Annotated in this window: 33 protein-coding genes, 1 tRNA gene and 2 pseudogenes; 20 read left to right on the top strand and 16 right to left on the bottom strand. The window is 61.1% G+C overall.

Annotated elements, in window-relative coordinates; translation table 11 throughout:
• Positions 1–50 precede the first annotated feature (50 nt).
• Positions 51–458, bottom strand: a complete 408-nt coding sequence (locus E8E68_RS13010; protein WP_041166750.1) for a hypothetical protein — start codon at positions 456–458, stop codon at positions 51–53.
• Positions 459–762: 304 nt separating this feature from the next.
• Here E8E68_RS13010 and E8E68_RS13005 point away from each other — a divergent pair, with 304 nt between their 5' ends.
• Entirely contained in the window at positions 763–1365 is a 603-nt protein-coding gene (locus E8E68_RS13005) for an SAM-dependent methyltransferase (RefSeq protein WP_280342006.1), read from the top strand.
• Positions 1366–1723: 358 nt separating this feature from the next.
• Here the strand turns inward: E8E68_RS13005 and E8E68_RS13000 are convergent, their stop codons facing one another.
• Both E8E68_RS13000 and E8E68_RS12995 read right to left on the bottom strand, forming a co-directional pair.
• Positions 1724–1897 carry a hypothetical protein gene (locus E8E68_RS13000; protein WP_280342003.1) on the bottom strand — a complete coding sequence of 58 codons (174 nt, stop codon included), beginning with the start codon at positions 1895–1897 and terminating at the stop codon, positions 1724–1726.
• A 125-nt stretch (positions 1898–2022) separates the two neighbouring features.
• The gene (locus tag E8E68_RS12995; protein WP_280342001.1) at positions 2023–2688 is read right to left on the bottom strand and encodes a DUF4145 domain-containing protein; all 666 of its coding nucleotides are present in this window, start codon (positions 2686–2688) and stop codon (positions 2023–2025) included.
• A gap of 78 nt (positions 2689–2766) precedes the next feature.
• On the opposite strand from E8E68_RS12995, the gene E8E68_RS12990 reads away from it, so the two are divergent.
• Entirely contained in the window at positions 2767–3690 is a 924-nt protein-coding gene (locus tag E8E68_RS12990; protein WP_280341998.1) for a DNA cytosine methyltransferase, read from the top strand.
• A gap of 279 nt (positions 3691–3969) precedes the next feature.
• On the opposite strand, the gene E8E68_RS12985 is transcribed toward E8E68_RS12990, so the two are convergent.
• Positions 3970–4332 (bottom strand): hypothetical protein, encoded by a 363-nt coding sequence (locus tag E8E68_RS12985; RefSeq protein ID WP_280341995.1) that lies wholly within the window; start codon positions 4330–4332, stop codon positions 3970–3972.
• A gap of 136 nt (positions 4333–4468) precedes the next feature.
• Between E8E68_RS12985 and E8E68_RS12980 the strand changes: the two genes are divergently transcribed.
• The 5 genes from E8E68_RS12980 to E8E68_RS12960 are packed head-to-tail and all read left to right on the top strand — an operon-like array spanning position 4469 to position 6218.
• Positions 4469–4798, top strand: coding sequence for a hypothetical protein (locus E8E68_RS12980; RefSeq protein WP_280342127.1), 330 nt, complete (start codon positions 4469–4471; stop codon positions 4796–4798).
• Entirely contained in the window at positions 4795–5046 is a 252-nt protein-coding gene (locus tag E8E68_RS12975; RefSeq protein WP_280341993.1) for a hypothetical protein, read from the top strand. The genes E8E68_RS12980 and E8E68_RS12975 overlap by 4 nt, the downstream gene beginning before the upstream one ends.
• Positions 5043–5297: a hypothetical protein gene (locus tag E8E68_RS12970; RefSeq protein WP_280341990.1), complete on the top strand. Its 255-nt coding sequence runs from the start codon at positions 5043–5045 to the stop codon at positions 5295–5297. The genes E8E68_RS12975 and E8E68_RS12970 overlap by 4 nt, the downstream gene beginning before the upstream one ends.
• Entirely contained in the window at positions 5294–5698 is a 405-nt protein-coding gene (locus tag E8E68_RS12965) for a phage protein NinX family protein (protein WP_280341988.1), read from the top strand. The genes E8E68_RS12970 and E8E68_RS12965 overlap by 4 nt, the downstream gene beginning before the upstream one ends.
• Positions 5699–5741: 43 nt before the next feature.
• A complete protein-coding gene (locus E8E68_RS12960) occupies positions 5742–6218 on the top strand; it encodes an SAM-dependent methyltransferase (RefSeq protein ID WP_280341985.1) in 477 nt (158 codons plus the stop codon).
• Positions 6219–6248: 30 nt separating this feature from the next.
• On the opposite strand, the gene E8E68_RS12955 is transcribed toward E8E68_RS12960, so the two are convergent.
• On the bottom strand, positions 6249–6470 hold the full coding sequence (locus tag E8E68_RS12955) for a hypothetical protein (RefSeq protein ID WP_280341982.1): 222 nt from the start codon (positions 6468–6470) through the stop codon (positions 6249–6251).
• Positions 6471–6584: 114 nt separating this feature from the next.
• On the opposite strand from E8E68_RS12955, the gene E8E68_RS12950 reads away from it, so the two are divergent.
• Both E8E68_RS12950 and E8E68_RS12945 read left to right on the top strand, forming a co-directional pair.
• Positions 6585–6830: a DUF4224 domain-containing protein gene (locus tag E8E68_RS12950; RefSeq protein ID WP_280341979.1), complete on the top strand. Its 246-nt coding sequence runs from the start codon at positions 6585–6587 to the stop codon at positions 6828–6830.
• A 1-nt stretch (position 6831) separates the two neighbouring features.
• Positions 6832–7880, top strand: a pseudogene (locus E8E68_RS12945) (tyrosine-type recombinase/integrase).
• Positions 7881–7980: 100 nt separating this feature from the next.
• Here E8E68_RS12945 and E8E68_RS12940 read toward each other — a convergent pair.
• Positions 7981–8054, bottom strand: a tRNA-Cys gene (locus E8E68_RS12940).
• Between the two features lie 154 nt (positions 8055–8208).
• On the bottom strand, positions 8209–9234 hold the full coding sequence (gene sohB, locus E8E68_RS12935; protein WP_266033876.1) for a protease SohB: 1026 nt from the start codon (positions 9232–9234) through the stop codon (positions 8209–8211).
• 198 nt (positions 9235–9432) lie between these two features.
• On the opposite strand from sohB, the gene E8E68_RS12930 reads away from it, so the two are divergent.
• The 4 genes from E8E68_RS12930 (at position 9433) to E8E68_RS12915 (ending at position 12720) form a co-directional block, all read left to right on the top strand.
• Positions 9433–10143 carry a histidine phosphatase family protein gene (locus tag E8E68_RS12930; protein ID WP_266033879.1) on the top strand — a complete coding sequence of 237 codons (711 nt, stop codon included), beginning with the start codon at positions 9433–9435 and terminating at the stop codon, positions 10141–10143.
• Between the two features lie 56 nt (positions 10144–10199).
• On the top strand, positions 10200–10517 hold the full coding sequence (locus tag E8E68_RS12925) for an SCP2 sterol-binding domain-containing protein (RefSeq protein WP_046614879.1): 318 nt from the start codon (positions 10200–10202) through the stop codon (positions 10515–10517).
• Between the two features lie 331 nt (positions 10518–10848).
• Positions 10849–11916, top strand: coding sequence for a phosphotransferase family protein (locus E8E68_RS12920; RefSeq protein ID WP_266033890.1), 1068 nt, complete (start codon positions 10849–10851; stop codon positions 11914–11916).
• Positions 11917–11952: 36 nt separating this feature from the next.
• Positions 11953–12720: an SDR family oxidoreductase gene (locus tag E8E68_RS12915; protein WP_110743879.1), complete on the top strand. Its 768-nt coding sequence runs from the start codon at positions 11953–11955 to the stop codon at positions 12718–12720.
• Positions 12721–12752: 32 nt separating this feature from the next.
• On the opposite strand, the pseudogene E8E68_RS12910 reads toward E8E68_RS12915, so the two are convergent.
• Positions 12753–12959, bottom strand: a pseudogene (locus E8E68_RS12910) (SAM-dependent methyltransferase); the annotation flags it as partial.
• A 134-nt stretch (positions 12960–13093) separates the two neighbouring features.
• Positions 13094–13444, bottom strand: coding sequence for a hypothetical protein (locus E8E68_RS12905; protein ID WP_266033894.1), 351 nt, complete (start codon positions 13442–13444; stop codon positions 13094–13096).
• A 115-nt stretch (positions 13445–13559) separates the two neighbouring features.
• Between E8E68_RS12905 and E8E68_RS12900 the strand changes: the two genes are divergently transcribed.
• The 5 genes from E8E68_RS12900 (at position 13560) to E8E68_RS12880 (ending at position 18467) form a co-directional block, all read left to right on the top strand.
• On the top strand, positions 13560–13850 hold the full coding sequence (locus E8E68_RS12900; protein ID WP_280341970.1) for an RcnB family protein: 291 nt from the start codon (positions 13560–13562) through the stop codon (positions 13848–13850).
• A gap of 336 nt (positions 13851–14186) precedes the next feature.
• Positions 14187–14378, top strand: coding sequence for a hypothetical protein (locus E8E68_RS12895; protein WP_266033899.1), 192 nt, complete (start codon positions 14187–14189; stop codon positions 14376–14378).
• 74 nt (positions 14379–14452) lie between these two features.
• Positions 14453–14845, top strand: a complete 393-nt coding sequence (locus tag E8E68_RS12890; RefSeq protein WP_110743873.1) for a glycine zipper domain-containing protein — start codon at positions 14453–14455, stop codon at positions 14843–14845.
• A 239-nt stretch (positions 14846–15084) separates the two neighbouring features.
• Positions 15085–16917: an SLC13 family permease gene (locus E8E68_RS12885; RefSeq protein WP_280341967.1), complete on the top strand. Its 1833-nt coding sequence runs from the start codon at positions 15085–15087 to the stop codon at positions 16915–16917.
• A 125-nt stretch (positions 16918–17042) separates the two neighbouring features.
• On the top strand, positions 17043–18467 hold the full coding sequence (locus tag E8E68_RS12880; RefSeq protein ID WP_280341966.1) for a diguanylate cyclase: 1425 nt from the start codon (positions 17043–17045) through the stop codon (positions 18465–18467).
• A gap of 1 nt (position 18468) precedes the next feature.
• On the opposite strand, the gene E8E68_RS12875 is transcribed toward E8E68_RS12880, so the two are convergent.
• Complete coding sequence (locus E8E68_RS12875; RefSeq protein ID WP_266033910.1) at positions 18469–19230, bottom strand: TSUP family transporter; 762 nt, start codon at positions 19228–19230, stop codon at positions 18469–18471.
• A 96-nt stretch (positions 19231–19326) separates the two neighbouring features.
• On the opposite strand from E8E68_RS12875, the gene E8E68_RS12870 reads away from it, so the two are divergent.
• Positions 19327–20232, top strand: coding sequence for a LysR family transcriptional regulator (locus E8E68_RS12870; RefSeq protein ID WP_266033913.1), 906 nt, complete (start codon positions 19327–19329; stop codon positions 20230–20232).
• A 130-nt stretch (positions 20233–20362) separates the two neighbouring features.
• Here E8E68_RS12870 and E8E68_RS12865 read toward each other — a convergent pair whose 3' ends face one another.
• Both E8E68_RS12865 and E8E68_RS12860 read right to left on the bottom strand, forming a co-directional pair.
• Entirely contained in the window at positions 20363–20557 is a 195-nt protein-coding gene (locus E8E68_RS12865) for a hypothetical protein (protein WP_266033916.1), read from the bottom strand.
• A 469-nt stretch (positions 20558–21026) separates the two neighbouring features.
• Positions 21027–21380, bottom strand: coding sequence for an SH3 domain-containing protein (locus tag E8E68_RS12860; RefSeq protein ID WP_110743867.1), 354 nt, complete (start codon positions 21378–21380; stop codon positions 21027–21029).
• Positions 21381–21802: 422 nt separating this feature from the next.
• Here E8E68_RS12860 and E8E68_RS12855 point away from each other — a divergent pair, with 422 nt between their 5' ends.
• The gene (locus tag E8E68_RS12855) at positions 21803–21988 is read left to right on the top strand and encodes a hypothetical protein (RefSeq protein WP_280341958.1); all 186 of its coding nucleotides are present in this window, start codon (positions 21803–21805) and stop codon (positions 21986–21988) included.
• A gap of 113 nt (positions 21989–22101) precedes the next feature.
• Here the strand turns inward: E8E68_RS12855 and E8E68_RS12850 are convergent, their stop codons facing one another.
• The 4 genes from E8E68_RS12850 to E8E68_RS12835 all read right to left on the bottom strand — a co-directional run bounded on the left by E8E68_RS12850 (position 22102) and on the right by E8E68_RS12835 (position 26467).
• Complete coding sequence (locus E8E68_RS12850) at positions 22102–23394, bottom strand: OprD family porin (protein WP_266033922.1); 1293 nt, start codon at positions 23392–23394, stop codon at positions 22102–22104.
• Positions 23395–23534: 140 nt separating this feature from the next.
• Positions 23535–24848, bottom strand: a complete 1314-nt coding sequence (locus E8E68_RS12845) for an MFS transporter (RefSeq protein WP_110743864.1) — start codon at positions 24846–24848, stop codon at positions 23535–23537.
• 210 nt (positions 24849–25058) lie between these two features.
• Positions 25059–25700 (bottom strand): N-carbamoylsarcosine amidohydrolase, encoded by a 642-nt coding sequence (locus E8E68_RS12840; RefSeq protein WP_266033925.1) that lies wholly within the window; start codon positions 25698–25700, stop codon positions 25059–25061.
• A gap of 14 nt (positions 25701–25714) precedes the next feature.
• Positions 25715–26467 (bottom strand): Asp/Glu racemase, encoded by a 753-nt coding sequence (locus E8E68_RS12835; protein ID WP_266033928.1) that lies wholly within the window; start codon positions 26465–26467, stop codon positions 25715–25717.
• Positions 26468–26477 lie beyond the last annotated feature (10 nt).

The raw sequence follows: 26477 nt of genomic DNA, 5'->3' as shown, positions 1-26477 counted from the left end.
CGGCGCTGCCCGCCAGCGACTAATCTGCTCCGGCATTGACCTATCTGATCTCAGTTCCGTTTATCGTCATCCGTTGGAGGGCTGTACATCCCTCTATCCTCGCTGAGTCGGTGAAAAGGCGACCGCTTCAGCCGAGGGATTGCGAAATGGTAAACAATCAACAGCGTTGCCCATCCAGCAAGGCAGAAAATCGAACGCTCGCTTTTGCTCAATGACAGGGCGAAAGAGATTGCCACTATCGCAAACATGATGCTGACGAAGAAGAATCCAGTTGCCAGGGCATTGACGAGGAAATTAAGCCTGTGCCAACGATCTGGGATCAGTTCGAGGGGGCCTGTGGCGATCAGAGCAATTCCAAACGGCACGGAATAGCTGATCAACGACGCAGATGGCTTTCCCAGCCAAAGAAACGCTATCCAAATCGCGAGCCCTATGAATGATGCCGTTCGGGTCTTCATCGCGGCAGCTCTTGATCTTGGCGATCTTCCTCGATCTCGCAACCCCATTACCACCCTCCTTGTTTGGTGAGCGGCGAAGCATATCACCAGCAGCTGCCCGCCAGCGCCTTCCCCTATTCAACGATAACGCCTCCCCGGCGAGGGCGGCGCCTGCAATGGAGAAACACATGAAAGTCGACACCGAAGTCATGGCGCTGCTCAGCGCTTCCCGCACCGAGGGTAACAAGCTGTTCATCACTAGCGGCCAGCTGGGTCGCGGCCTGTATGCGCGCCTGGACAAGACTCTGAAGGCTGCCGGCGGCAAGTGGAACACCAAAGCCAAAGCCACCTGTTCGCTGATGACGCCGTCGAGGCGATCGAGAACATCATCCTTACCGGAGAGGTTGCGGTACCGAAGGACTTCGGCTTTTTCCCAACGCCAGGACCAGTGGTTGATCGACTGCTCGAGTTCGCCCAGCTGGAAAAAGGCATGTCAGCCTTGGAGCCTTCTGCCGGCCGCGGCGCCATCGCGAGCGCCCTGGCCATCGCCGGCCTGAAAGTTGACTGCATTGAGCTACTGTCTGATAACGCCAAGCACCTGGAGCAACTGCCGTTCCGCTCAGTGCGCTGCGCCGACTTCCTCAGCATCGAGCCTGAGCCCATCTATGACCGAATCGTGATGAACCCACCGTTCGACAAGAAGCGCAGCGACATTTACCACGTGATGCACGCCTTGAAATTCCTCAAGTCCCATGGGCTGCTGGTGGCAATCATGCCTACCGGGGTGATCTTCCGCGAAGATGCCTTGTCCCGTGACTTCCGCGGCATCGTCTCATCGCGCAGCGGCAGCATCGTCAACCTGCCCGATGCTTCGTTCAAGACCTCCGGCACCATGGTTAATACCTGCGTCGCGATCATCTCCGCCTGACCCTCCGGCGCTGCCCGCCAGAGCCTCAGCGCTTCCTGATAGGGTTTGGGATATACGCCGACGCCAAAATGCATGACGCGAGCACAGCCAGCCAGGCAAGGTGCTGGCCTGGATACATCGCAGATAGGCCACCCCATATCGCCAACAGCGCAAAGCCGATACGGCGCAAACGCTTCGGTGTGAGCCATTCCTGCATGGTTCCGAACCTTTCTCTAAACCGCATACCACTCTCCTTGTTTGGTAAGCGGCAAAGCATATCACCTGCCTGCCAAATTCACCCAGACGGCGCTGCCCGCCAGCGCCTTCCGCACAAACGAAAACGCCGCCTTGTGTCGGCGGCGTTAACGGGAAGGTTGAGTCAGGGCTTGAAGCCTTCACTCTTGCTGCGGTCAGTTGGGCCGCCCATATCCCAGAAATCTTTGGAGTGCTGATCCTTTTCCTTTTCCTGGACCTCTGCTTCGGACTCCCAGCAACCGCCGAGAGAAAGTGCAGTGATAGCGACCAGGATCGCGCCAACGATTGTGCGTTTCATGAGGTTCCTTCCTGTGAAATGGTCGGGCGTTATACCCAAAAACGATTCCGGCCGCAAAACCTGACACCACACGCTGCCCGCCAGCGCCTTCCCCTAAGAGATTAAGGGGAAGGACAACCCAGTGACTATTTGAAGGCAGCTTTCGCTTGAGCTGGGTGGATGTAGACACTCTGGAGCAGATTCTCAACGACATCCATGGCGAGAATCAGCTGCTTTGAAGTACTAGGCTTCGCTTCATGCGCGGAATCGTTACCCATAGATCGAAGTTTATGGAGAATATCCGCGCCAGCATTCGTTAGAACGCCCTTGGTTTTTAAGTCATCAATTTTGGCGAAAAGATTCTTCCCGATTGCAGCTTGCTCTTTGCAGATCATCTCGATGAGGATCCGGAAAGCTAAACCCGCCAAAATCGGTTGCTCGCTGTTCATAGCCGTAATCAGCTCATCGTAAATTGCCCTCACCTCGGGCGGCAATTGCCAATGCTCCTCGATCTTGAACCGACCGGCGGTTCGGTTCGGATAAAGGTCTACGCTGACATCACTAATGTATTCTTCATTCTCGTGATCGTAGAAATAGCCCTCACTATCAGACGACTCTCTCCTGAAGGATAGCGAGTCACAATTCAAGCAACGAATTACCTCGTATTCAGTTATCCCACTCCAATCATCAGAATCCCATCTGCTCCGTGCAGATGCCTCTACGACGTGGCGCTGCTCGATCTTGCACTTTTCACACAACGCTTTGTACTGGCTGCCAGTGGTATTGCCGGTCGAGTAAGTGTGGCCTGACATATCGCTCTCTTCATGAAAGTGAACACAGGGGCACAAATCTAACCTATAATCATGGCACATCGCCACTTCAGGCTATCAATGCATACAGCAATCGACCTGTTCGCCGGCCTCGGCGGATGGAGCACCGGCGCGCGCGCCGCAGGCGTCCAGGTTCTCTGGGCGGCAAACCACTGGCCGGTGGCCGTTGAATGGCACAGCGCCAACCATCCCGATACGCAACATGTCTGCCAAGACCTGCACCAGGCGCGCTGGGAGCAGGTGCCCGCCCACGACATCCTGCTTGCCTCGCCCTGCTGCCAGGGCCACGCCAAGGCACGCGGCAAGAAGTCGGGCAATCCTGAGCATGACGCTTCGCGATCGACGGCTTGGGCGCCGGTATCAGCTCTGGAGTTCCACCGGCCGCAGGCAGCAGTGATCGAGAACGTGCCGGAGTTCACCGACTGGGTGCTCTACCCGGCGTGGCTGCAAGCCGTTCAGGCGCTTGGGTATCAGGCCGCGCCGCACATCCTGGACTGCGCCGACCTCGGCGTACCGCAACACCGCGTGCGCCTGTTCATGGTGCTGACGCGTAGCAAGGCCCCGCTGATGCTGCAACTGCCGCAGGAACGGCATGTACCCGCCGCCAGCTTCCTCGACTTCGAAGCAGGACGTTGGTCGCAGATCGAGAAGCCAAGCCGGGCCCAGGCCACGCTTGACCGGGTGCGCAACGGCCGCCAGCGCTTCGGCGAGCGGTTCATCATGCCTTACTACGGCAAAGGCTCCGGCACCACCGGCCGCGACATCAACCGGCCAATCGGCACCATCACCACCTTGGACCGCTGGGCCTTGGTCGACGGTGATCGCATGCGGATGCTGAGCGCAAACGAGGCGCTGGCCGCGATGTCGTTCCCCGCTGACACCCTAAGGCCGGATAACCACCGACTGACTATGCACATGGCAGGAAATGCTGTGCCTCCACTTGCAGGGCAGATAGTGATTGAGGCTCTCCTCAGAGCTGCATAGGAGCTTATTGGTCGCGAATATCTTGCTCTAGCAAATCCAGCTCTTCGATCCAGCGATCTATCAAAGCCACGTTCGCATTCGCCTTTTTATTATGGGAGATTCATCGTAATATCCGCCTTGAAGCACAACACCAGCCGCATACTCCCCATAATTTGCAATCTCCCTAAGCCCCACCAAAAAATGAACCACCTCATTTGAAATCGAGGTTACGGGAATTTCTCTCAGCATCGCCACTGCTTGTTTCAGGTCATGAGCGACCGAGTTTGACCCTGCATCCCCTCAAACGCTCACTCGATAGCGATTGCTGAGAACTTTGCTCAGTCGCCCAGTAACTCCTTTAACATGATTCATAAGCGCTAACGTAGCATTGATACCGTCAAGCCTTGCTTTTCGATCTGCTTCGTCACGCTGGACGCGCTGCTGATAATTCTGATGATAGGGAACAGCAATTGCTACCGTGATAGCAACGAATGCACCGATCGCTTGCGCCCAGCCGGCTCCGTCGGCAGGGATCCATCCTAGCTTGGCCCAATATCCCACTGATCCTACTATTACCCAAACAGTTGCACTAAGCGCCAACAGCAGTAGCATCAAAAGTGTGAGGTATCGATATAAATTTTGGGCCAGATAAAAATTTCGCAACTTCATTCTCCACGAAGATGGCAGCTACCGATTCGCATTACATCACGCGCCAGAACAGCCGATTGTAAACTGCTGCACCATAATCTTTACCATTTTATTTTACTCACTGCCGCGATATGGCAGCCAAGGACTCGTCATCCCTGAAGAAATCAACCTGATCCAGCCGGCGCCGGTCGTGCGCGACAAATACGGAATGTACGAACACCCGGAGCTGTCCGACTTCGACGAGGGCGACGGCGAGAAGTGCAAGGCCTGGATCGCGCAGCAGAGCCTGCAGCTCGTCATGGTCCACCTGGAAACAGACGCGCCGGAAGAGATCGCAGATCGCTACTTCCAGTCCGATGAGCCGCACTGCGGCTACTGGGAACCTGGTAAGCCTGAAGGTGAAGGCTGGTTCTGTCTGGCCATCCATGACACCCACGACGGCCCGGTTTGCTGGTGGGGTCGTCGAGTGGTGACGCCATGACCCGCCTCGCCCTCTGCCTACTGCTGCTGGCCACCGGCACCAGCGCAACCGAGAACGTCATCGACGTGCAGCACGACAGCCAGCGCGGCGTCACCTGCTACCTGCTCAACGGGGTCGGCATCAGCTGCATCCCCGACAGCCAGTTGCAGGCCGGCAACCAGCGCCAGCTCTCCCCGCACGAAACACAACCCGAACCTACACCCGCACTGGCGCCTGGGCGCTGGATTGATGAGAGGTATCAGCTGTGAGCGAATTCACCACCATCGTTGTGCGAGGACTTGGGCGCCACCCACGCCGCATAGTCGTCGACGGCGACGAATACGAGGTCACCTGTTCATCCGATGGCCATATCCCGGCCCAGGTACAGGAGCTCGAGCAGTTTGTGGACTGCGCCCGCGCTGGCGAGCTTTCCGATATGCGAGGGGATGAAGTGGTATCGCATGCCCAGACCGTTAAGAGCATGTCGGTAGCAATGCGCGCCAGAGGGTTCGAAGCATGACCGACCTGATCGAAGTGAAGACGGCCGACCTGGCCGGCGAGGCGCTGGGGTGGGCCGTCGGCAAGGCCGAAGGGCTGGATCTGTTCCTTGAACCGCCCGGATACAACGGCGTGCCCTGCCGGGTGTTCGCCCGGTACCAGGGCGCCGCTACCGAGCACACCAAACGCTACAACCCGTGGGAAGACTGGGCGGTGGGCGGGCCGCTGTTCGATAAGCACTGCAAGGGCTTCGGCATGCTGCAGGACGGCACAAACTCCCGGTACCGAGCATTCGCCTACAACCAGCCCACTGGATTCAGCCGCTTAGCCGGCGGTCCAACAATCCTTGCCGCAGGCTGCAGGGCGATAGTCGCTCTACACATTGGCGATACCGTCCAGGTGCCCAAGGAGCTGATGCCATGATCGCCCTCGCCTACATGGCCTACCTGATCTACAGGGGGCCGCGATGAGTGCTGCAGCCAAGGTGCTCGACCCCTGCAGCGCCAGCCGCATGATGTGGTTTGACAAGCAAGACCAGCGCGCCCTGTTCGGCGACATCCGTGACGAAGAGCACCTGCTGTGCGATGGCCGCGTGCTGAAGGTTGAGCCCGACGTGCTCATGGATTTCCGCCAACTGCCCTTCGAGGACTCAACCTTCCGTATGGTCGTATTCGACCCGCCGCACCTAACCCGGGCCGGAGTGGACAGCTGGATGCGCGCCAAGTACGGCTTGCTCACCAGCGACTGGCGAGAGGACATTCGCCAAGGCTTTGCCGAATGCTTCCGGGTACTGGAGTCCGAAGGCATCCTGATCTTCAAGTGGAACGAAACTCAGGTACCAGTGAGAGATCTGCTGGCCCTTACCGAAGAAAAGCCCCTGTTTGGGCACAAGTCCGGCAAACGCGAGAAGACGCACTGGATCACCTTCATGAAGCGCAACTGAAAATCCGCTCCTTCACGTTTGCCGTCAGAGTCAATCTTGGGACGCATGCCCTAGAGCTTTTGCAGCAGCGACTTTCAACTCCTTGGATACGCCAAGACTGGAGTTCATGACCTTGATAAGGGCTGCGCGAGCAACATCACCGCCCGCATAACCAAGTCCTTCAGCAGCAGCGATTTTGAGCTCGGCAGAAACACCAAGGCTTGAATTCATAACTTTAATCAATTGCGCAACAGCTTCACTGGAAGTTGCCATCGGTGCTTATCCCTGAGACCAAATTGAAGAGTCAGGATACTAATTTTTTCCACGACCTTCGCAAATAAACCCCCTCCCCACCTGTGCCGCCATGGGCGGCGTGGAGACCATCGCATGGAAACCGAGATCCTTTCGGACGAAGAGCTGGTGGTGATCACCGGCTACAAACCCCGGGCGTGGCAGCGCCGCTGGTTGAAAGAAAAAGGCTGGCATTTCGTAGAGAGCCGCGGCGGCCGCCCCCTGGTGGGTCGCCTGTACGCCCGCCAGAAGCTCAGCGGCGTGGTGATCGACACCATGCCTGTCGCTGCAGCCCCGCCCCCGGCGCCCGCCTGGCCCCCTGATTTCTCCCGAGTAAAGTGAAATGCGACCCAGAAGTATCGAGAACCGTGACTTGCCGCCGGGCATATACCGGCGCAAGCGCACCAGAAAGAACGGAAAAGTGTGGGTTGGGTACTACTACCGCGACCAGGCCGGCAAGGAAATCCCCCTCGGTACCGACCTGGCTCAGGCCAAGCTGAAGTGGGCCGACTTCGAAGCCAAGGCCACCCCGGCCGAGCTGACGACGATGGTGGGAATCTTCGACGAGTACCTGCTGAAGATTATCCCGGGCAAGGCCGCCAGGACCCAGAAGGACAATATCTACGAGCTCAAGCAGCTGCGCGCCGTGTTCGACTCGGCACCCATCGACGCCATCACGCCGGCCATGATCGCGCAGTACCGCGACTCGCGGTCGGCGAAGACCAGGGCGAACAGGGAAATTGCCCTGCTCTCCCACGTATTCAACACGGCTAGGGAGTGGGGTCTCACCACCTGGGATAACCCGTGCCTGGGCGTGAGGAAGAACAAGGAGAAACCGCGCGACTTCTACGCCAACGAAACGGTGTGGCAGGCGGTGTATGAGGAGGCTCCACCGGAGCTGAAGGATGCGATGGACCTGGCGTACCTGACTGGCCAGCGGCCGTCGGATGTGCTGTCCATGCGGAAGGACGATATGGAAGGGATCTACCTGTTGGTCAGCCAAGGCAAGACCGGCAAGCGACTGAGAATCGTCCTGGAAGCGAATGGCGTAAGGAACAGCCTGGGCCTTCTGCTGGACCGAATCATCCGATACACCAGCCAGCACCTGTCGCCGTTCTTCATCGTCAACGAGCACGGCAAGCGCATGAGCTGGCCCATGCTGCGCAACCGGTGGGCGGAGGCTCGCGAAGCTGCCAGGGTGAAAGCCGAACAGGAGAAGAAGCCGGACCTGGCCAACCGAATCGCCCAGTTCCAGTTCCGCGACATCCGACCGAAGGCGGCCTCGGAGATCAACGACCTGAGCGATGCAAGCGTGCTGTTGGGCCACTCGAAAGAGGGAATTACCAGCGCGTTTATCGGCGCGTCGGGGCTATCGCCAAGCCTTCCAAATGAGGAAGTTTTGGGACTGGTCACAATTAGTTTTGGGACTTCGGTACTTTCTGGCGCGCAAATAAAAACCCCGCAGACCTAGATCTGCGGGGCTTTCGAATGGTGGAGGCCGAGGTCGGAATCGAACCGGCGTAGACGGATTTGCAATCCGGAGCATAACCACTTTGCTACTCGGCCTCAAAGGTCGGATCTAGCTGCTTTCGCTTTGCTATCTCCTTGAAACGCTGAACCTTTTTCAAAGTTTGCTGCGTTTCGATGGGCGCCATTATGTCTTCATTCCTTTAACCTTGCAACCCCCTGAACGAAAAAAAATTTCAACGGGTTCAAGGTGTTAGCGCAGGCGGCCGAGTTTACTCCACAAACCCACCACGGTGTTCTCCACCGCGCCGCTGGCGGCCACGCCGATACGCTCCTGCAGGCTCTTGCGCTCGGCATAGTGCAGGTGGAACAGGTTGGCGTTGCGCGCCCGCTCGCTCAGGTACTCGTCGCTGGTCTGCAGCGCGTCCACCAGTTTGCGGTTGAGTGCCGCAACGCCCAGCCATACTTCACCGGTGGCCACTTCGTCGATATGCAGCTGCGGGCGATAGCGGGCGACGAAGTCCTTGAACAGCTGGTGGGTGATGTCCAGGTCTTCCTGGAATTTCTCCCGGCCCTTTTCGGTGTTTTCGCCAAATACAGTCAAGGTGCGCTTGTATTCGCCGGCGGTCAGCACTTCGAAGTCGATGTCGTGCTTCTTCAGCAAGCGGTTGACGTTGGGCAACTGCGCCACCACGCCGATCGAACCGAGCACGGCAAACGGGGCACTGACGATTTTCTCGCCGATGCAGGCCATCATGTAACCGCCACTGGCCGCCACTTTGTCGATGCACACGGTCAGCGGGATGCCTGCCTGGCGAATGCGCGCCAGCTGCGAGGCGGCCAGGCCGTAACTGTGCACCAGGCCACCGCCGCTCTCCAGGCGCAGCACCACTTCGTCACGCGGGGTGGCGAGGGTCAGCAGCGCGGTGATTTCGTTGCGCAGGCTTTCGGTGGCCGAAGCCTTGATATCACCATCGAAATCCAGCACGAACACCCGGCCCTTTTCATCGGCCTTGCCCTTGCCTTTCTTTTCCTGTTTTTCCGCTTTGGCCTGTTGCTTGCGCAGGACTTTGAGCTGGGCCTTGTCGAGCAGGCCGGACTCCAGGCGCTCGCGCAAGTCCTTGTAGAATTCGTTCAGGCGGGTGACCTGCAATTGCCCACCCGGTTTGCGCCGCCCTTTGCCACGCAACCCGGCTATGGCAGAAAGCACCACCAGGATAGCGATGACCAGGGTGGCGGTTTTGGCGAGAAAGCTTGCGTATTCGGCAAGAAACTCCACGTTGACTCCTTAAAATGCCTGCGCCACTGCGGCGCGTATTTGTTGCAAGCATACCGTTGCGCCTGGAGTGCTGCCAGCCGATGCAAACGCCGGCAACATCTTTCAAACGACCTTTTCAAACGCTTGTATGTTTTTTCGTTGACAGCCCGTGTGCCGCATCCTAACCTCGCAGCAACCTCCAACAGGCCGGAACCTTCCGTGGGCAACCTCTACCTGATCCGACATGGCCAAGCCTCCTTCGGTGCCGATGACTACGACGTCCTCTCGCCCGTGGGTGTGCGCCAGAGCCAGGCCTTGGGTCAACACCTGGCCCAGCTTGGTGTACGGCTGGACCGCTGCGTGGCCGGCGACCTTCGGCGCCAGCAGGATACCGCGCGCATTGCGCTACAAGCACTGCATGTCAGTGGCTGCCCGGTGCCGGCTGTTGAGACCGACGCAGCGTTCAATGAGTTCGATGCCGACGGCGTGATCCGTGCACTGTTGCCCGGCCTGTTGCCAGAAGAACCCGACGCCCTGCAAGTGCTGCGCAATCCCGCCCAGCACCGCAGTGAGTTCCAGCGCCTGTTCGCGCTGATGGTTCAGCGCTGGCACGATGGCGAGCATGCTGACGATGGCCTGGAGACCTGGCAGGCGTTCACTGCCCGGGTCCAAGGTGCCCTGCAGCGCGTGCTGGATACTGCCGGCAGCGGCGACAATGTCGCCATTTTCACCTCCGGCGGCACCATTGCCGCCCTGCTCCACCTGGTTACCCGCATTACCCCAGGCCAGGCGTTCGCGCTGAACTGGCAGATCATCAACACGTCGCTCAGCCAGCTGAAGTTCCGCGGCCGCGACGTGGCACTGGCTTCCTTCAACAGCCAGGCCCATGTGCAGTTGTTGAGGGCGCCGGAGCTCGTCACTTACCGATAAGCCCGGCTAGTTGTGTCCCTGCGGGGACGTGTAAATCACTCTATAAGGAATGCGCCATGACCTCCGTAGCTGATGCCGTGAAAAAGATGCAAGAGAAGTTCAACCCATCCGCTGCCGCCGGCCTGGACCTGGTGTTCGGCTTCAACATCACCGACGAAGGCAAGCACTACGCCCTGATCGTCAAGGACGGCACCTGCGACCTGCAGGAAGGCGAGAACCCGGATGCCAACTGCACCCTGGTGATGGACAGCGAAACCCTGAAGGGCATCGTCAGCGGCGAAACCGACGGCATGCAGGCCTTCATGGGCGGCAAGCTGCGCGTTGAAGGCGACATGATGCTGTCGATGAAACTCAGCGAGCTGTTCCCGTCCTGAGTGCCGGGGATACCGCATGATCGGAAAACCGAAGCCTGACCGGCTTCGGTTTTTTTTTGCCCGCTTGCGCAGGCTCAACCGACTAGCGCGGCCCTCTGGGAAAGCGGCCTCGGTCGCAAACCGTGCAAGGGGTCTGCAGGAATAGGTGGCGCCCTGCAGCGGAGCAAGGAGACTGCTCACACGATGAGCACTCGCTGAGCCGGCAGGTCCCATCAAGGCAGTTGATCTTGATGCAACACCCTCACCTATATGGCGCCTGGCACGCTTGTTCCAACCTCAGCAGACCATTAGATTAGCCAATAGTCCTTGCGATCGAGAATAAGGAAAACGCATGACGCTCACCGACCAGTCCACCCAGGTACGCCCCGGCGAAGAGCTCGACGCGGCCGTCATCGACCCTTACCTCAAAGCCCACATTCCCGGCCTGGCCGGCCTGCCGAGCATCAGCCAGTTTCCGGGTGGCGCCTCCAACCTCACCTACCTGGTCAGCTACCCGAATCGCGACTTTGTGCTGCGTCGTCCACCGTTCGGCCAGAAGGCCAAGTCGGCCCACGACATGGGCCGCGAGTTCCGCATCCTCAACCAGCTGAACAGCGGCTTCCCCTATTGCCCTAAGGCCTATGCACACTGCACCGACACCAGCCTGATCGGTGGCGAGTTCTATGTGATGGAGCGGGTCAAGGGCATCATCCTGCGCTCGGACATCCCAGCCGAACTGAACCTCGACGCCAGCCGTACCGAAGCCCTGTGCAAGAGCTTCATCGACCGCTTGGTGGAGCTGCACCAAGTGGACTACAGCGCCTGCGGCCTGGCCGACCTGGGCAAGCCAGAAGGCTACGTACAGCGCCAAATCGATGGCTGGACCAGCCGCTACGAGAAGGCCCTGACCCCGGACGCGCCGCGCTGGGAACAGGTAACCGCCTGGCTGCACGCTAAAATGCCCGCCGACCACCCGCGGCCAGGCATCGTGCACAACGACTACCGCTTCGACAACGTGATCCTCGACGCTGACAACCCCATGCGCATCATCGGCGTACTGGACTGGGAGATGGCCACCTTGGGTGACCCGCTGATGGATCTGGGCAATAGCCTTGCCTACTGGATCGAAGCCGGCGACCCGCCGCCGGTACAACTGATGCGCCGCCAGCCGAGCAATGCGCCCGGCATGCTGAGCCGCCGCCAGTTCGTCGACTACTACGCCGAGCGCGCCGGCATCCGCCTGGACAACTTCGATTACTACTATTGCTACGGCCTGTTCCGCCTGGCCGGCATCGTCCAGCAAATCTATTACCGCTTTTATCACGGCCAGACCCAGGACAAGCGCTTCGCACAGTTCATCCACATGAATCGCTTGCTGGAGCACATGACCTTGCAGGTCATCGACAAGTCCAGCCTCTGAGCATTGCCCACGACGACGGTTAACAAGGAAAACAGCATGTCCAAGACTCACCTGTTCGACCTCGACGGCAAGATTGCCTTCGTTTCCGGCGCCAGCCGTGGCATTGGCGAGGCCATCGCCCACTTGCTGGCGCAGCAAGGGGCCCACGTGATCGTTTCCAGCCGCAAGCTCGAGGGTTGCCAGCAAGTGGCCGACGCCATCATCGCCGCAGGGGGCAAAGCCACGGCGGTGGCCTGCCACATTGGTGAACTGGAGCAGATTCAGCACGTGTTCGCCGGCATCCGTGAACAGTTCGGGCGCCTGGACGTGCTGGTCAACAACGCCGCCACCAACCCACAGTTCTGCAACGTGCTGGACACCGACCCGGGCGCTTTCCAGAAGACCGTGGATGTGAATATCCGGGGTTATTTCTTCATGTCGGTAGAGGCCGGCAAGCTCATGCGTGACCATGGCGGCGGCAGCATCATCAACGTGGCGTCGATCAACGGGGTTTCACCGGGGCTGTTCCAGGGCATCTATTCGGTGACCAAGGCCGCAGTCATCAACATGACCAAGGTGTTCGCCAAGGAGTGCGCCCAGTTTGGTATCCGCTGCAATGCCCTGTTGCCCGGCCTGACCGACACCAAATTCGCCTCGGCACTGGTCAAGAACGATGCCATCCTCAACGCCGCCTTGCAGCAGATCCCGCTCAAGCGCGTAGCCGATCCCAAAGAAATGGCCGGCGCGGTGCTGTATCTGGCCAGCGATGCCTCCAGCTACACCACCGGCACCGCACTCAATGTAGACGGCGGGTTCCTTTCTTGATCAGGTTTTGACCGCCACCAGGGTGTAACTCAGGGGATGCTCTGGTGCTCGACCAGAGCCGTCAGTAGCAGCCCGTGGCCCAGCAAGGCGGTAATCCGGTTTCAGCAGTGCTGCCAAGGTACGTGCCCAGGGTTCGATACGAGGTAGCCAGCAGAGCGCGCCAATGCCGGTGTAGACCAGGTCGTACCCACCGGCAAGACCTTGTCGGCCGCGTAGACGTCAGATTCCACATATTCGATAGCCGTCGTCCTTGAGGGTAAGCGCTTGATGCTAGACGCCACCCTGCACACACCACAGCACTGCCTTGCTCAAATTTGTAAAACCCGCTGCCTCAGCCGTGTAGAAGGGAATGCCCCCGTTCAAGTCGATACGGTTACAAACAGGTCGCTGCTGCCGCCCGGCGCTGCAGCGCCACGCTGTCGTTCTTCTGCGCGTAGTAATCCACGTGCGTGCCACCCGCCTGCGGATACACATCCACGAACGACTCGGCCTGACGGGTATATACGGTCAACCCCCCTTGCTTGCGCGGTTCCAGGTAGCCACTGGCGTCATCGCCGAACACCTTCTCTTCCTGCCAGCTGAACTGGATGCACTGCGCCACCAGCTCTGGTGCCTTGTGCGAGTCGAGCTGCGCAGTCGGCTTGCCGCCGCGCGCAGTGTCCATCGTCGCAGAAGCACAACCGACCAGCATCAGTGTCACGGCCATCGGCAGAATCGCACGCATGTTCCATCCTCGAGGTTTTGAAAAGAAGCGACTCTAGCATTGGCACGCAGCCCGAGTGAATTGTCACGCCCATTCCGCTGTCGCAGACAAGACATGCCGTTACAAGGAGCCCGTCATGAAACTGCACTACCTGTTATTCGCCGCCCTACCCTGCTTGCCACTGGCAGCCACCGCAGCCCCCTCCAGCGAAGAAAGCATCACCGCCCCGGAAACCCACAATCGCGAGCTCAAGGTCGGCGACAAGGCTCCGGACCAGTACAAGCGTGACGACCAGACCATCAAGGACTGGAAAGCCAAGGGCCTGCCCACGCCGGAAAAGGAAAGCCACTGGGTGCGCGTGGGCGAGCACTATGTGCTGATACAGATTACCAACGGAGTGGTGCTGGCCATCCAGCCTGCCTCCTGATTCATCCCGCCTTCACCAGCGCCGCCATGTGCACGGTGTCACACCCGGCGGCTTTGGTCTTATAAAGCGCCGCATCGGGCTGGACCAGCAGGCTGGCGGCGCTGTCTCTCGGGCCCCGCACGCCGCACCCTAGGCCAATGCGCCGCAACCCCATCCACCGGCCCCGGTGACCATTGAAGCCATTCAAGCGTTGAGACGCTCGATGTCGATCATCGCCAGCGCCAGGCCGCTCATCGCCGGCAGCACATTTTTTTACTCGTCCAGGAAACCAAATGGATCGATCCCAGTCTCAGAAGGTGTGCGGTAAACCTTTGCGGATCAAGGACCTATATCGTGATGATGCGTTTTGCAAGCCTTTCGCTGGTTGCTGTTGTCCTGCTCACCGCAGGTTGCCATAGCCATCGCTACCATGACGATGACGATGGATGGCGTGACCGCGACCGTGACCATCGCCACCACCACCGGCATGACCGCGACAATGACGATGATGACAATCGCCAATACCGCGGTGACCGTTACTACCGCTGAAGCGTCTTTTCCAGCCCTGACCCGCCGCCCGTCGCGCGGCAACACATCCTGATGATTCCTTTGAGGTTCGTATCATGCGTCTGACTCTGCCTTCCCTTGCCCTCGGCCTGCTGCTGTGCCAGGGCGCTTTCGCCGGTGACGGCACTGCCGCCATTGGCGGTGGCCTGGGTGGTGTCCTGGGCAACGTTGTTGGCCAACAGCTCGGCGGCAGAACTGGCGCCGCCATCGGCGCCGGGGTCGGCGGCGCGGCCGGCAGTGCCGTCGGCGCACGCAAGGGTAACCGCACCGAAGCCGCCATTGGCGGTGGCCTGGGTTCAGCCGGCGGCTCGCTGCTGGGCGGCGCAGTAGGCGGCAAAACCGGCTCTACCGTGGGTGCCGGCCTGGGTGGCGCCGCCGGTGGCGCACTGGGCAACCACCTGGGCGACGACAACCGCGGTAGCAAGAAGCATCGTCGTCACCGTCACTGATACCGTTGGCCTGAAAGGCCGCAACCTCGGCCACCGGGGGCGCGGCCTTGCGCGGCGAAAGGGCCATCACTGGCGAACAAAATCTTCAGCTTGACCGGCTGCTTTGCATCACAAGTCTGTTCCTGCCGGACAGTCTTGCCCCCGAAACACTGCAGCACATCAACACCCCCTTCACCGCAAGCTGGCACACTGGCTGCTACTGTCTATCGTGCCTCCGTGTGAAGGAACACCCCCTCCCCATGAACCAAGAGCTGCTCTGGGTCCTCGGCCTGCTGGCCATTGTCATTGTCCTGTTCGTCATCAACCGCCCACGCATGGACGTGGTCGCGCTGTTGGTGATCCTCGCCCTGCCATTGCTCGGCATACTGACCGTGGAGCAGGCCCTGGCCGGCTTCAGCGACCCCAACGTGGTACTGATCGCTGCCCTGTTCGTAATTGGCGAAGGCTTGGTCCGCACCGGTATCGCCTACCGCATCGGCGAGTGGATGAGCGAGCGGGCCGGCAACAGTGAGGCCCGCCTGCTGGTACTGCTGATGGTGGCCGTGGCCGGGCTAGGCTCGATCATGAGCTCAACCGGCGTGGTCGCCATCTTCATACCCGTGGTGTTGAGCATCGCCGCACGCCTGCAACTCTCCCCCAGCCGCCTGATGATGCCACTGGCCTTCGCCGGCCTGATCAGCGGCATGCTCAGCCTGGTGGCCACACCACCCAACGTTGTGGTGCACAGCGAGCTGGTACGCCATGGCCACGCGGGCTTCAGCTTCTTCAGCTTCACCCCGTTCGGCCTGGTGGTGCTGGTGATGGGCATCGGCTACATGCTGCTGACTCGCAAGTGGCTCAATGGTGAAGTGCGCAAGGATGGCCGCGTGGAAAGCCGACGCACGCTGCTGGACCTGGTACTTGACTACAAGCTCAACGGCCGTGAGCGGCGCCTCCGCATCCGCCCAAACTCGCCACTGATCGGCCACACCCTCGGCGAACTGGAGCTGCGCACCCGGCACGGCGCCAACGTGATCGGCATCGAGCGCCAGCACAAGTTCACCACCCGGGTGATCTCCGCCGGGTCCAGCACCGTGCTGCAACAGGGCGACGTGCTGCTGCTCGACCTGTTCGCCAACCGTGACGACCTGCGCAGCCTGTGCCAGACCATGCAGCTGGAACCGCTGCATTTCAAGGCGGCCTATTTCATCGACCAGTCCCAGGACCTGGGCATGGCCGAGGTGTCACTGCCACCAGGTTCACAACTGATCGGCAAGACCATTCTGGAACTTGCCTTCCGTACCCGCTACGACCTCAACGTGGTCGGCCTGCGCCGCGAGCAGGCGGCTATCGAAGAACAACTGGTGGAAGAAAAGCTGCGCCTGGGCGACACCCTGCTGGTGGTCGGCCCCTGGAAGGCCGTGCGCCTGTTGCAAAGCAAACCCAAGGATTTCCTGGTACTGAGCCTACCCGCAGAGATCGACCAGGTGGCGCCTGCCCGCACCCGTGCGCCACAGGCATTGCTGAGCCTGGCGGTGATGGTCGGGCTGATGGTCAGCGGCGCGGTGCCCAATGTCATCGCCGCGCTGATTGGCTGCCTGTTGATGGGTGCCGGCCGTTGCATCGACATGAACAGCGCCTACCGGGCCATCCACTGGCAAAGCCTGGTGCTGATCGTCGGCATGTTGCCATTTGCCCAGGCGCTGCAGAAAACCGGCGGTATCGACCTGGCGGTAGGCGGGCTGGTCGGCGTGCTGGGCGGCGCCGGCCCCAGTGCCATCCTTGCCTGCCTGTTCGCCGTCACGGCGGTGATTGGCTTGTTCATCTCCAACACCGCCACTGCCGTGCTGATGGCGCCAGTAGCCGTCAGCACGGCGGCGCAGCTGGGCATGTCGCCCTACCCGTTCGCCATGACCGTAGCGCTGGCCGCATCAGCAGCGTTCATGACGCCGGTGTCATCGCCGGTCAACACGCTGGTGCTGGGGCCGGGGCAATACCGCTTCGCCGACTTCGTCAAGATCGGCGTGCCCTTCACCGTGCTGGTGATGCTGGTCACTGTGGTCATGGTGCCGTGGTTCTTTGGCTTGCAATGACAATCGCAGGCAACCTGGCATTATCTCGACCGATCGCGGCAGATTGACATCAAGTACCTTGACGAAACACACTGCTACTCATTGCCCCAGGTGCTTCAAGACGTTGTCCTGGATTTCGTTTCCGCTTGCCGGTCGCGCTCATGGTTCATCCAGCCCAATCGCGCTTGTTGCCTTATGTCATTCTGCTGTGCCTGACCTTTGGCCTCACCCTGGGCGGCATCCTGGCCCGCCCGATCGAATCGCTGTCGCTGTTCTGGCCGGTGAATGCGGTACTGGCTGGCCTGCTGCTGCGCTACCCCCGCCAGGCCACGCCTGCCGGGTTCAGCCTGGTGTGGCTGGCAATGGTCGGCGCCGACCTGCTGTGTGGGAGCGCCTGGGCCCCAGCGCTGTGGTTCAACCTGTGCAACCTGGGCGTGGTGGTCACGCTTTGGCAACTGCTTTCGCGCTTGCCGCGCCTGCATCGGCGCATGCGCACCCCGCACGGCGTGCTCAGCGTGTTCGCCGCCTGCGCCGCCGGCGCCATGGTGGCGGCCAGCATGGCCGCGGTCATGGCCGCGCCGTGGTTCGAGCAATCGTTGCGCGCCACGTGGCTGGCATGGTTCAGCGAGCAATTCTCGACCGGCGTGCTGGTGCTGCCGGTGCTGCTTACCGCGCCCTCGGCACGCGCCATGGTGCGCGGCGGTGCGCAGGCCATCCGCCTGGCGCCGCTGCTGGTGTTAATGGCCTCGCTGGCGTTCAGCATCGCGTTCGGGGGCCCAGGGGCGATTGCCTTCCCGATTGCCGCCTTGCTCTGGTGCGCCTGGACCTACTCGCCATTCCTGGTTTCATTGCTGACCCTCACCGCCGGCAGCACCTTGATCGTGGCGGTGGCGCAGAACCTGATGCACTTCAGCGTGCCGCAAAGCGAGCCCGGGGTCACAACGCTGATGTCCGCACGCCTGGGCATTGCCATGCTGGTACTCGGGCCGCTGGTGGTGGCCTGCGTCAGCCAGGCCAACCGCAGCCTGATGGCCCGTCTGGCGCACCAGGCCACCATCGACCACCTCACCGGCGTGCTCACCCGTAGCGCCTTCACCCGCCGCGCCAACGCACTGCTGGACAGCCGCCAGCAGCACGCCCAGGCGCTCCCGCTGACCTTGATGATGCTGGACATCGACCACTTCAAGTCGATCAACGATGCCCACGGCCACGCGGTCGGCGACCAGGTGCTGCGCCAATTCGCCGGCACCCTGCAAGACCAGTTGCACAACGATGAGCTGTTCGCCCGCCTGGGGGGCGAGGAGTTCGTTGTTGTTGTCCCCGGCCTTGCGCCGGAGCGGGCCAAGTTCACTGCCGAGCGCCTGCGCCGCGCCGTGCAGGACCTGCACGTGCTGCAGGGGGGCCAGCGCCTGCAAATTACCGTGAGTATTGGTGTGACTGGCTGCGACGCTGACGTGCCGGCCCCCAGCCTGGACGAACTGCTGGCAAGTGCCGACCACGCGCTGTACCGAGCCAAGGCCCATGGCCGCAACCGTGTCGAGCAGACCGAAGCACAGCGCCAGGTGAGCTGAACTAGCCGGCCAGCAAGTCCCACGACAGCTTGGCGATCAGCACACACAACAGCACCAGGAACAACCCGCGGACAAAACCGGCGCCCTTGCGTACCGCCAGCCAGGTGCCGGTCAGCGCCCCCAGGATGTTGCACACCGCCATGGGCAGGGCGATGGCATACAGCACGTTGCCCGACGGCACGAAGAACACCAGCGCCGCCAGGTTGGTAGCAATGTTCACCACTTTGGCTGAGGCCGAGGCGTGCAAGAAGTCCAAGGCGAAGAAGCGGATGAACAGGAAGATCAGGAAACTGCCGGTACCCGGGCCGAACAAGCCATCGTAGAAGCCAATGGCCCCACCGATCAGCACCGCCAGGCATTGTTCCTTGCGGCCGATCTGCGCCGGTTTGTGCAGAGTGCCAAAATCCTTCTTGCAGAAGGTGTAGATGGCCATCAGCACGATCAGCACCAGAACAGCCGGACGCATCACGCTGGGCGGCACCAGCGACACCGTGGCGGCACCGACGAACGACATGACAAAGGCGCTGACTGCCGCCGGTACGATCAGGCCCCAATCCAGTGTCACCTTGCGAATGAACGAACGCGCTGCGAAGGCCGTGCCACACACCGACGCCAGCTTGTTGGTGCCCAGCAATGCTGCCGGTTGCGCGGTAGGCAGCACGTTGAACAGGGCCGGGATCTGGATCAGCCCGCCGCCACCCACGGCGGCATCGATCAGCCCAGCGGCGAAGGCGAACACAGAGAGCACGGCAATATCCATCATGAAGCGGTTCCAGGCAGTTAAGACGTGCAAGGCTAATCAAAGAGGCGCACTTGTGTTGAAATGCCATATTGCAAAATCTGCAACGAGGACCCGGCAATGGCATTGGACATGCTGCGAGAAATTCAGGCGTTCGTCAGCGTGGCGCACAAGCGCAGCTTCGTTGCCGCCGCCCGTGCACTGGGGCGCTCGCCCAGCGCCGTGACCCGTGCAGTCCAAACGCTGGAGGACAATGCCGGGAGCAAGCTGCTCAACCGCAACGCCAATGCCGTCACGCTGACAGAAGCGGGTGAGCGCCTGCTGCCCCACGCCGAACGCTTGCTGGATGTGCAACGCGACGCTGCCGACGAACTGGCCGCGCTCAGTGGCAGCGCCCAAGGCTGGGTCCGCTTTGCCGTACCGCAGCTACTCGGTGAACATGTGCTGCCGCAGGTCCTTGCCGAGTTTTCCCGGTGCCACCCCCAGGTGACCCTGGACGTGCAGTACAGCGATGAGGCGCTTGACCCGCTGCAGGACAAATTCGATTTCGTGGTACGCGGCGCCTTCCCGCAATCGAGCGAACTGATCGGCTACCCACTATGGCCCTATCAGCGCCACCTGTATGCCAGCCCGACGTACTTGGCCTTGGCCGGTACGCCGCAACATCCGGAAGAGCTGGAGGGGCACACGCTGATCCTGCACACCGCGCCACGCATCCTCAAGGCCTGGCACTTCTGCCGCGACGGGCAGATCACCAGCCTGCGCCCGCGGCCCAGACTGCGTCTGGGTTCGGGCGACGCGGTGTACCATGCTGCCTTGGCCGGGGCCGGCATCGCCCGCCTGGCCGCCTGGGTTGGCGAAGCACAAGTGGCGGCCGGGCGCCTGGTCCGCGTGTGCCCGCAGTACCGCCTGACTTCCAGCAGCGGTCAGGACCCACAGATGCACGCCGTATTCCCTGCCGGCGAACTGCCGGCACGGTTTCGCGACCTGCTGGCGGCCCTGCGCCGTGCCGGCATGGCCCGTTGAATCAGCCCTCGAAACCACTGTTCAATTTCTGCTCAATTTAACAGAGGCCGCCGGGGGCTTGGCTTACAGCACTTTATCCACAGACCTACCCACGTTTTTTGTGGACAGATTTCCCAGCGCAAAGAATGACTTATCGCACAACCAACAAGGCCGAATTGGCCAGTTTGACCAGCTCGATCCACTCGGCCGTACTGATGACTCCGGCTTGCTCAAGCGCCTCGGCATTGCGCAGTGCCTGGTCATAACCCTGCTCATCAAGCGCCCCTTCAGCGAGAAAACGGCTACGCCACTCCAGCATGGCTGAAGTGCCTTTCTTGCATTCCATTAATGTGTCGACTCCAAGACAAAAACACTGACCGAATGAACGGCGGCGGGAGACTACACGAGGCTTTTACACTTGAGAATGACTTGCACCTACCGCTTGTCCAGCAGTGCAAAGCAGGGGAATACTGGCCATTTGGTCAGGTGTTGGGCCCGCCTCTTGAACTAGACGGGCCGCGCAGGTAAACCGCAGTTTGAATTCAGCTCGGCGGAATCGTGCCAAGCAGACCGATCAGAATGGTCAGCAGCAGAAAACCACCGAGGAACAGCGCCAGCTTGCCCATTGGAACCTCTACAGTTGTGATGCGGGAATGAGCACATTGTCGAGCTTGGGCTGATACGGTTACAGATTCAGGTTTGCGGAAAAAAAGCGGATCAGATGGTCCTCATGGTTTTTGGCCGGGGGGGCAAATGCACGTTGCCACAACGCACGCGCAGCTTCCTGCGCACGCTGTTGAGCCGGCAGGTGCAGCTCAGGTCAGTCGCTGAAGTTTTTCTGCCGGTAGCCAGCCGAGTTCACCATTGCCATGGCGCCGACACCAGACCCAGCCATTGAGCGGGCGAACCAGCTGCACCAGCTGGCCCGGTTCGGCATCCAGCTCGTGCGCGCAATAATGGTCCAGTGCCCTCCCCTGGCCCACGCTGAGCCGTTCGATAAGCTGCGCCGGCACCCAGCCGGGCTCCTGCCCGGTGCAGCTGCACAGGTACCAGTCCTGCCAGCCGGGCTCGCCCTCGTAGCGGGGGCCGATATCCAGCAACGTGCCCTTGGCGAAGCGGATTGGCCGCGGGTATTCACTGCGGTGAGTTTCGATCACGACGTAATGCATGGGCCTCTCCCTGGCCGAAAACTTCGATGGTAGCAGCCACAGAACACACCGCCGCTGCCGCGCGTTTTGGGTGATCCTGCTGCATGGCTGGCCTTAAGACCTTCACCGCGTCGAACAAGTTGCACGCACCCTCGCGGCAAAAGCAGGACGGTAAGTGCTACATAACGTTTCAGAATGCGAAAGGGGCCCTGTGCCGCAGGGCGTACCTATCGAAAAATGATGGCGCCCCGCAGAGCCGGGCAGTCGGGCGGGTTTCGAGGACATGATTTGAAACGCCGGATGTAGGACGTTTTACCACGCGATGTAGGAAAACGGACAACGACAGGATTTGCCTGTATGAAACATCAGTTTCTTGAGCAAAATCGAGATGCTACGGTCCATTTTTCCTACAACGGCACGGACGCCCACAGCGTGAGAACCACATGGACCCGTTCAATAGCTCGGCCCTGAAACTGCAGAAGAATCTGCTCAACCTGCGCATTGAGCGGGACCGCCTGAGAAATGCGGGCAAGGATAAGGAGGCGGATCAGCTTGCAGGGCTAATTGCACAGCTGGAAGCGGCGATTCGGCAATTGCCGGGCGACATGAAGCCTGTGACCTTGCAGTGAGGCCTGATGGGCGCTTGAAGACTTGCGCGATTCCTGCGGGCGCGGCCTGGTGTCGCGAAAGGGCCGCAAAGCGGCCCCAGCAATGCGTGCATCACTGCAACTACCCTGTACCTTCAAAACAACTTGACCGTATAACTCACAATCAACCGGTTTTCATCGATATCGCTGCGGTAATTGGAGCGCGCCATCACGTTGCGGATGCGTACACCCAAACCCGCCAGCGGTCCGCTCTGCACCACGTAGGCCAGGTCCAGATCCCGCTCGCGGTCACGCCCTTCAAAACCCAGCCCGGTGTCTACGTCCCGCCCGTTCACATAGCGCAGGGTCGAGGTCAGGCCCGGAATGCCCAGCGCGACGAAGTTGAAGTCATGGCGCACCTGCCACGACCGCTCGCCCGGCGCCGAGAACTCATAAGTCGGCAACGTATTGCCCATCGGGTTGGTGTTCGCGCCCACCTGGATAAAGCCATCGTCACCGCCAATCTGCTGGTAGCCCACGTAAAAGGTATGCCCACCGGTCTTGGCCGAGAACAGGCTGAACAGGGCATGGTTGTCGTAGTCACCGGCAATCTTGCGACCGTCCTCGCGGGCATCGAAATAACCAGCATTCACCCCAAGCGTCCAGTCACCCAACGGCTCGGCATGCTTCAAGCTGTAGAAGCGCTGCTGGTAGATATCTTCCAGCTGCGCCTGCCAAACGCCTACGCTGGTGCGGTTGTCGTTGAAGGCATAATCGGCGCCCACATAGTTGAAGCGGTCACTGGTAAACCGCGCCAGTCGCGCCGGGTTGATCGGGTCGTTCACCAGCGCGTACATCTTCTGGCTGTTGGACGAGTCGCGCAGGCTGGTGGAGCGGAACTGGCCGGCATTCAGGGTCAGCCCGGCAAACTCGCGCGACTCCAGCATCGCCCCCTGATAGGTCGGTGGCAGCAGGCGCAGGTCGCTGAACAACAGCACCGGCAGGTTGGGCATCAACTCGCCCACCTTCAGCTCGGTCTGCGACACCTTGAACTTGATTGCCGCGCCCAGGCGGCTGTACTCGTCAGCCGACTTACCGCTGTCCAGGCTGGGCAGCAAGCCCGACTTGGCATGCTCCGGGCTGCTGTCGAGCTTGAAGCCCAGCAGGCCGGTCACATCTACGCCAACGCCTACGGTGCCCTGGGTATACCCCGAGCTGGCATTGAGGATAAAACCCTGCGCCCATTCCTGGGTACGCGACTGGCTACTCGCGCCCTTGATGTCGGCATAGTCACGGCTAAAAAAGTAATTGCGTGCCTGCAGCGTGGCGCGGGCACCTTCGATGAACCCGGCCTCTTCAGCCGAGGCCTCGGTGCAGAGCGCGGCGGCAATACAGCCACCAGCCAGGCGCGCAGACGAAGAAAAACGTGGTGCTGTGAAACCTTGCATGGGGCTACTCCTGGATTTCGGGCAACAGCGACCCGGCGCGGTAGCCTTGTGCGGCCACCGACGTGCGGGTTGCTTAGGGAAAGGGTCGGCAGGCGGGCACCCGGCCCGCCTGCCCTGCCGTTGCGTGAAGCGCTGGGCCGCTAGCGGTTGACCAGCTTCGCCGGCAGGGCGATGACCAGGAAGCAGCTGAGAATCAGGCAGCCGGCGAACACCCACAGCGCCGCATGGGAAGTCCCCGTCAGGTCAGTCACCATGCCCATCAGCGAGTTGCTGACCAGGCCGGCGATGTTGGCCACCGAGCAAGCCAGGGCGAATCCGGTGGCCGCCGCGGTGCCTTTGAGGAAGGTCGCCGGCAGGCTGAAGAACACCGGCACTGCGCCGATGATCGCCGCCGAGGCGATGGCGAACAGCAGTACGGTCATCACCAGGTTCTGACTGAACAAGGTGCTGCTGGCCATGGCAATTGCACCAATGATGAACGGCACGATGATGTGCCAGCGGCGCTCGCGGTGACGGTCGGAGCTGGCGCCGATCATCAGCATGCCGGCCAGCGCAGCCAGGCTCGGGATGGCCGTGAGCAAGCCGATGTGGAAGGTGTCGCTGACGCCCGCATCACGAATGAAGGTCGGCATCCAGAAACCCATGGCATAGGCGCTGAGCAGGATCGAGAAATCGATGCCACCGAGCATCCACACCTTCAGGTTGAAGAAGCCGTCACGGAAGCTGTGCTTGCTGTCCTTGCCCTCGGCATCGTCGGCGGCCAGGTCTGCCGCCAGTTGGGCCTTGTCCGCAGCTGAAAGCCACTTGGCCTGCTGGTAGTGATTGGGCAATGCCCAGAACGTGAGGATGCCGAGCAGCACGCTGGGGATCGCCTCCAGCAAGAACAGCCACTGCCAGCCGTGCAAACCGTGCACCTGGTCGAAATGCCCCATGATCCAGCCAGAAATGGGCCCGCCGATCACGCTCGACAAAGGCAACCCGATCATGAACAGGGCAATGATGCGCCCGCGCCGATAGGTGGGGTACCACATGGTCAGGTAGAACAGCACGCCCGGCAGGAAGCCGGCCTCGGCCGCGCCAAGCAGAAAACGCAGGATGTAGAACTGCGTAGTGGTGCTGACGAACATGGTGCAGGCCGACAGCAGGCCCCAGGTAATCATGATGCGGGCGATCCACAGCTTGGCGCCGACGCGCTGCAGGATCAGGTTGCTTGGCACCTCGAAAATGATATAGCCGACAAAGAACAGCCCGGCACCCAGACCATAGGCGGCGGTGCTGAACTGCAGGTCTTCAAGCATCTGCAGCTTGGCGAAGCCGACATTGATGCGGTCCAGATAAGCTGCGAGGTAGCAGAAGCACAGGAAGGGGATGAGCCTCCAGGTGATCCTGCTGTACAGCGCTTTCGTGCCATGGTCAGTGTCACTGTGGACCGTGGTTGCGTTCGCAATTGGCATTTCCTGTCTCCTGGCGGGCGACTTTGTGGTTGTTTTAAGGCCAGCAGTTTTCGACGCGCCGGGCACGCCGCGCACTATACGCGGCGTACCTGGGTAACGCCTGAAAGACCCCGAGTGCTCCTGCGGGGCGACCGCCCGGACAGCAGGCGGTCATGAACGGGCTTCCGGCACCGTTCCTTGATTGTTATTGGGTAAGGCGCTGCCCGGCGTTCAGCCGGCCAGTTGCCTAAGGTGTTGCATGGCGTCCTGCCGGGTGACGACATCGCCATACTTGCTGTCGATGTCGAACAAGTTGGCTTCGTGCGGGTCGTTATGACGGTCACCGACGCACTCACGCACCACGATGGTTCGGAAACCATGCTGCATGGCATCCACCGCACTGGCGCGGATACAGCCGCTGGTGGAGCAGCCGGCCAGCACCACGGTGTCCACCCCTTGGGCATGCAGCAGCGGGGCCAGGCTGGTAGCGAAGAAGGCACTGGCGTACTGCTTGCTCAGCACCACTTCCCCCGGCTGGGGTGCGACGGCCTCGCAGAACGCCGCCAGCGGGTTGCCTTCGACCATATCCTTCATTACTGGCGCCTTGCGCACCCACACACCGCCATCGACGAAATGCGGCGGCTGGTAGCGGATATTGGTGTGCACCACCAATGTGCCGCAATCGCGGGCCAGCGCCAGCAGGCCGGCGGCCTGCTCCACCGCCGTGACCACTCCCGGGGCGTAGAGCGGTGCGCCGGGGGTGGTATAGCCCTGCATGAAATCGATCATCAACAGGGCCGGCTTGCGACCAAAGCCGATGCGCTGGCCCCACACCCCTTGGTAATTGTCACGGGCGCTCTGTGCGTCGCTCATGTCCGCCTCCCGGTTCAGTAAGCGCCTGACAGCAGGGCACCGGCGCCGGGTACGACCGGCTCCAGGTCCAGCGCCTTGAGCATGGCGTAGGTGGTGGCGATCGCCGCGGTGACCACGGGTTTGCCGGTTTGCGCCTCGACCTTGGCCACTGCCGGCAGCGACTGCATTTGCACACAGGCCGAGAGCACCACCACATCGACGCCTTCAAGGTCCATGCCGGCGACGATGCCTGGCAGGTTGGCCGGGTCGTGGCGGGCAACGGCGAGGTTGTCAGGGATTTCCAGCGCGCGCCAGTCCTGCACCTCGAAGCCTTCCTCGCGGATGTAGTTCACCACCAACTCGGTCAGCGGCTTCATGTACGGCGCGACGATGGCAATGCGCTTGGCCTTCATTACATGCAAGGCCTCGACCAGCGCCCCGGCACTGGTGATCACCGGCGCTAGCGCGTCGTTGTCGGCGGTGGCCTGCCGCAGGCGCTTTTCAGATTGGCGGTGATAGCCCAGGCCCATGGCCATGATTGCCACCAGGCAGGCGTAGCCCAGCACGTCGACCTTGGCGTCGGACAGCTCCACGGCGCAGCGGTCGGACTCGGCGTCCATGGCCGCCAGCTCTTCCTTCTTCACCTGCTTCATGCGCATGCGGCTGGAATGGAAGGTGAAGCGCTCGGGGCGGATGGCCTGGCGGGCGTGGAGCATCGCCGGGATCTCGGTTTCCATGGTGGTGTTCGAGCTCGGCACGATCTGGCCGATGCGGTATAGCTTGGTCATGTTGCGTGCT

This window comes from Pseudomonas sp. BN607, assembly GCF_029871175.1.
In the GTDB taxonomy this organism is placed as follows: Bacteria; Pseudomonadota; Gammaproteobacteria; order Pseudomonadales; family Pseudomonadaceae; genus Aquipseudomonas.
The sequence above is the reverse complement of the archived record's forward strand: the minus strand, read 5'-3'. Positions and strand labels throughout refer to the sequence as shown.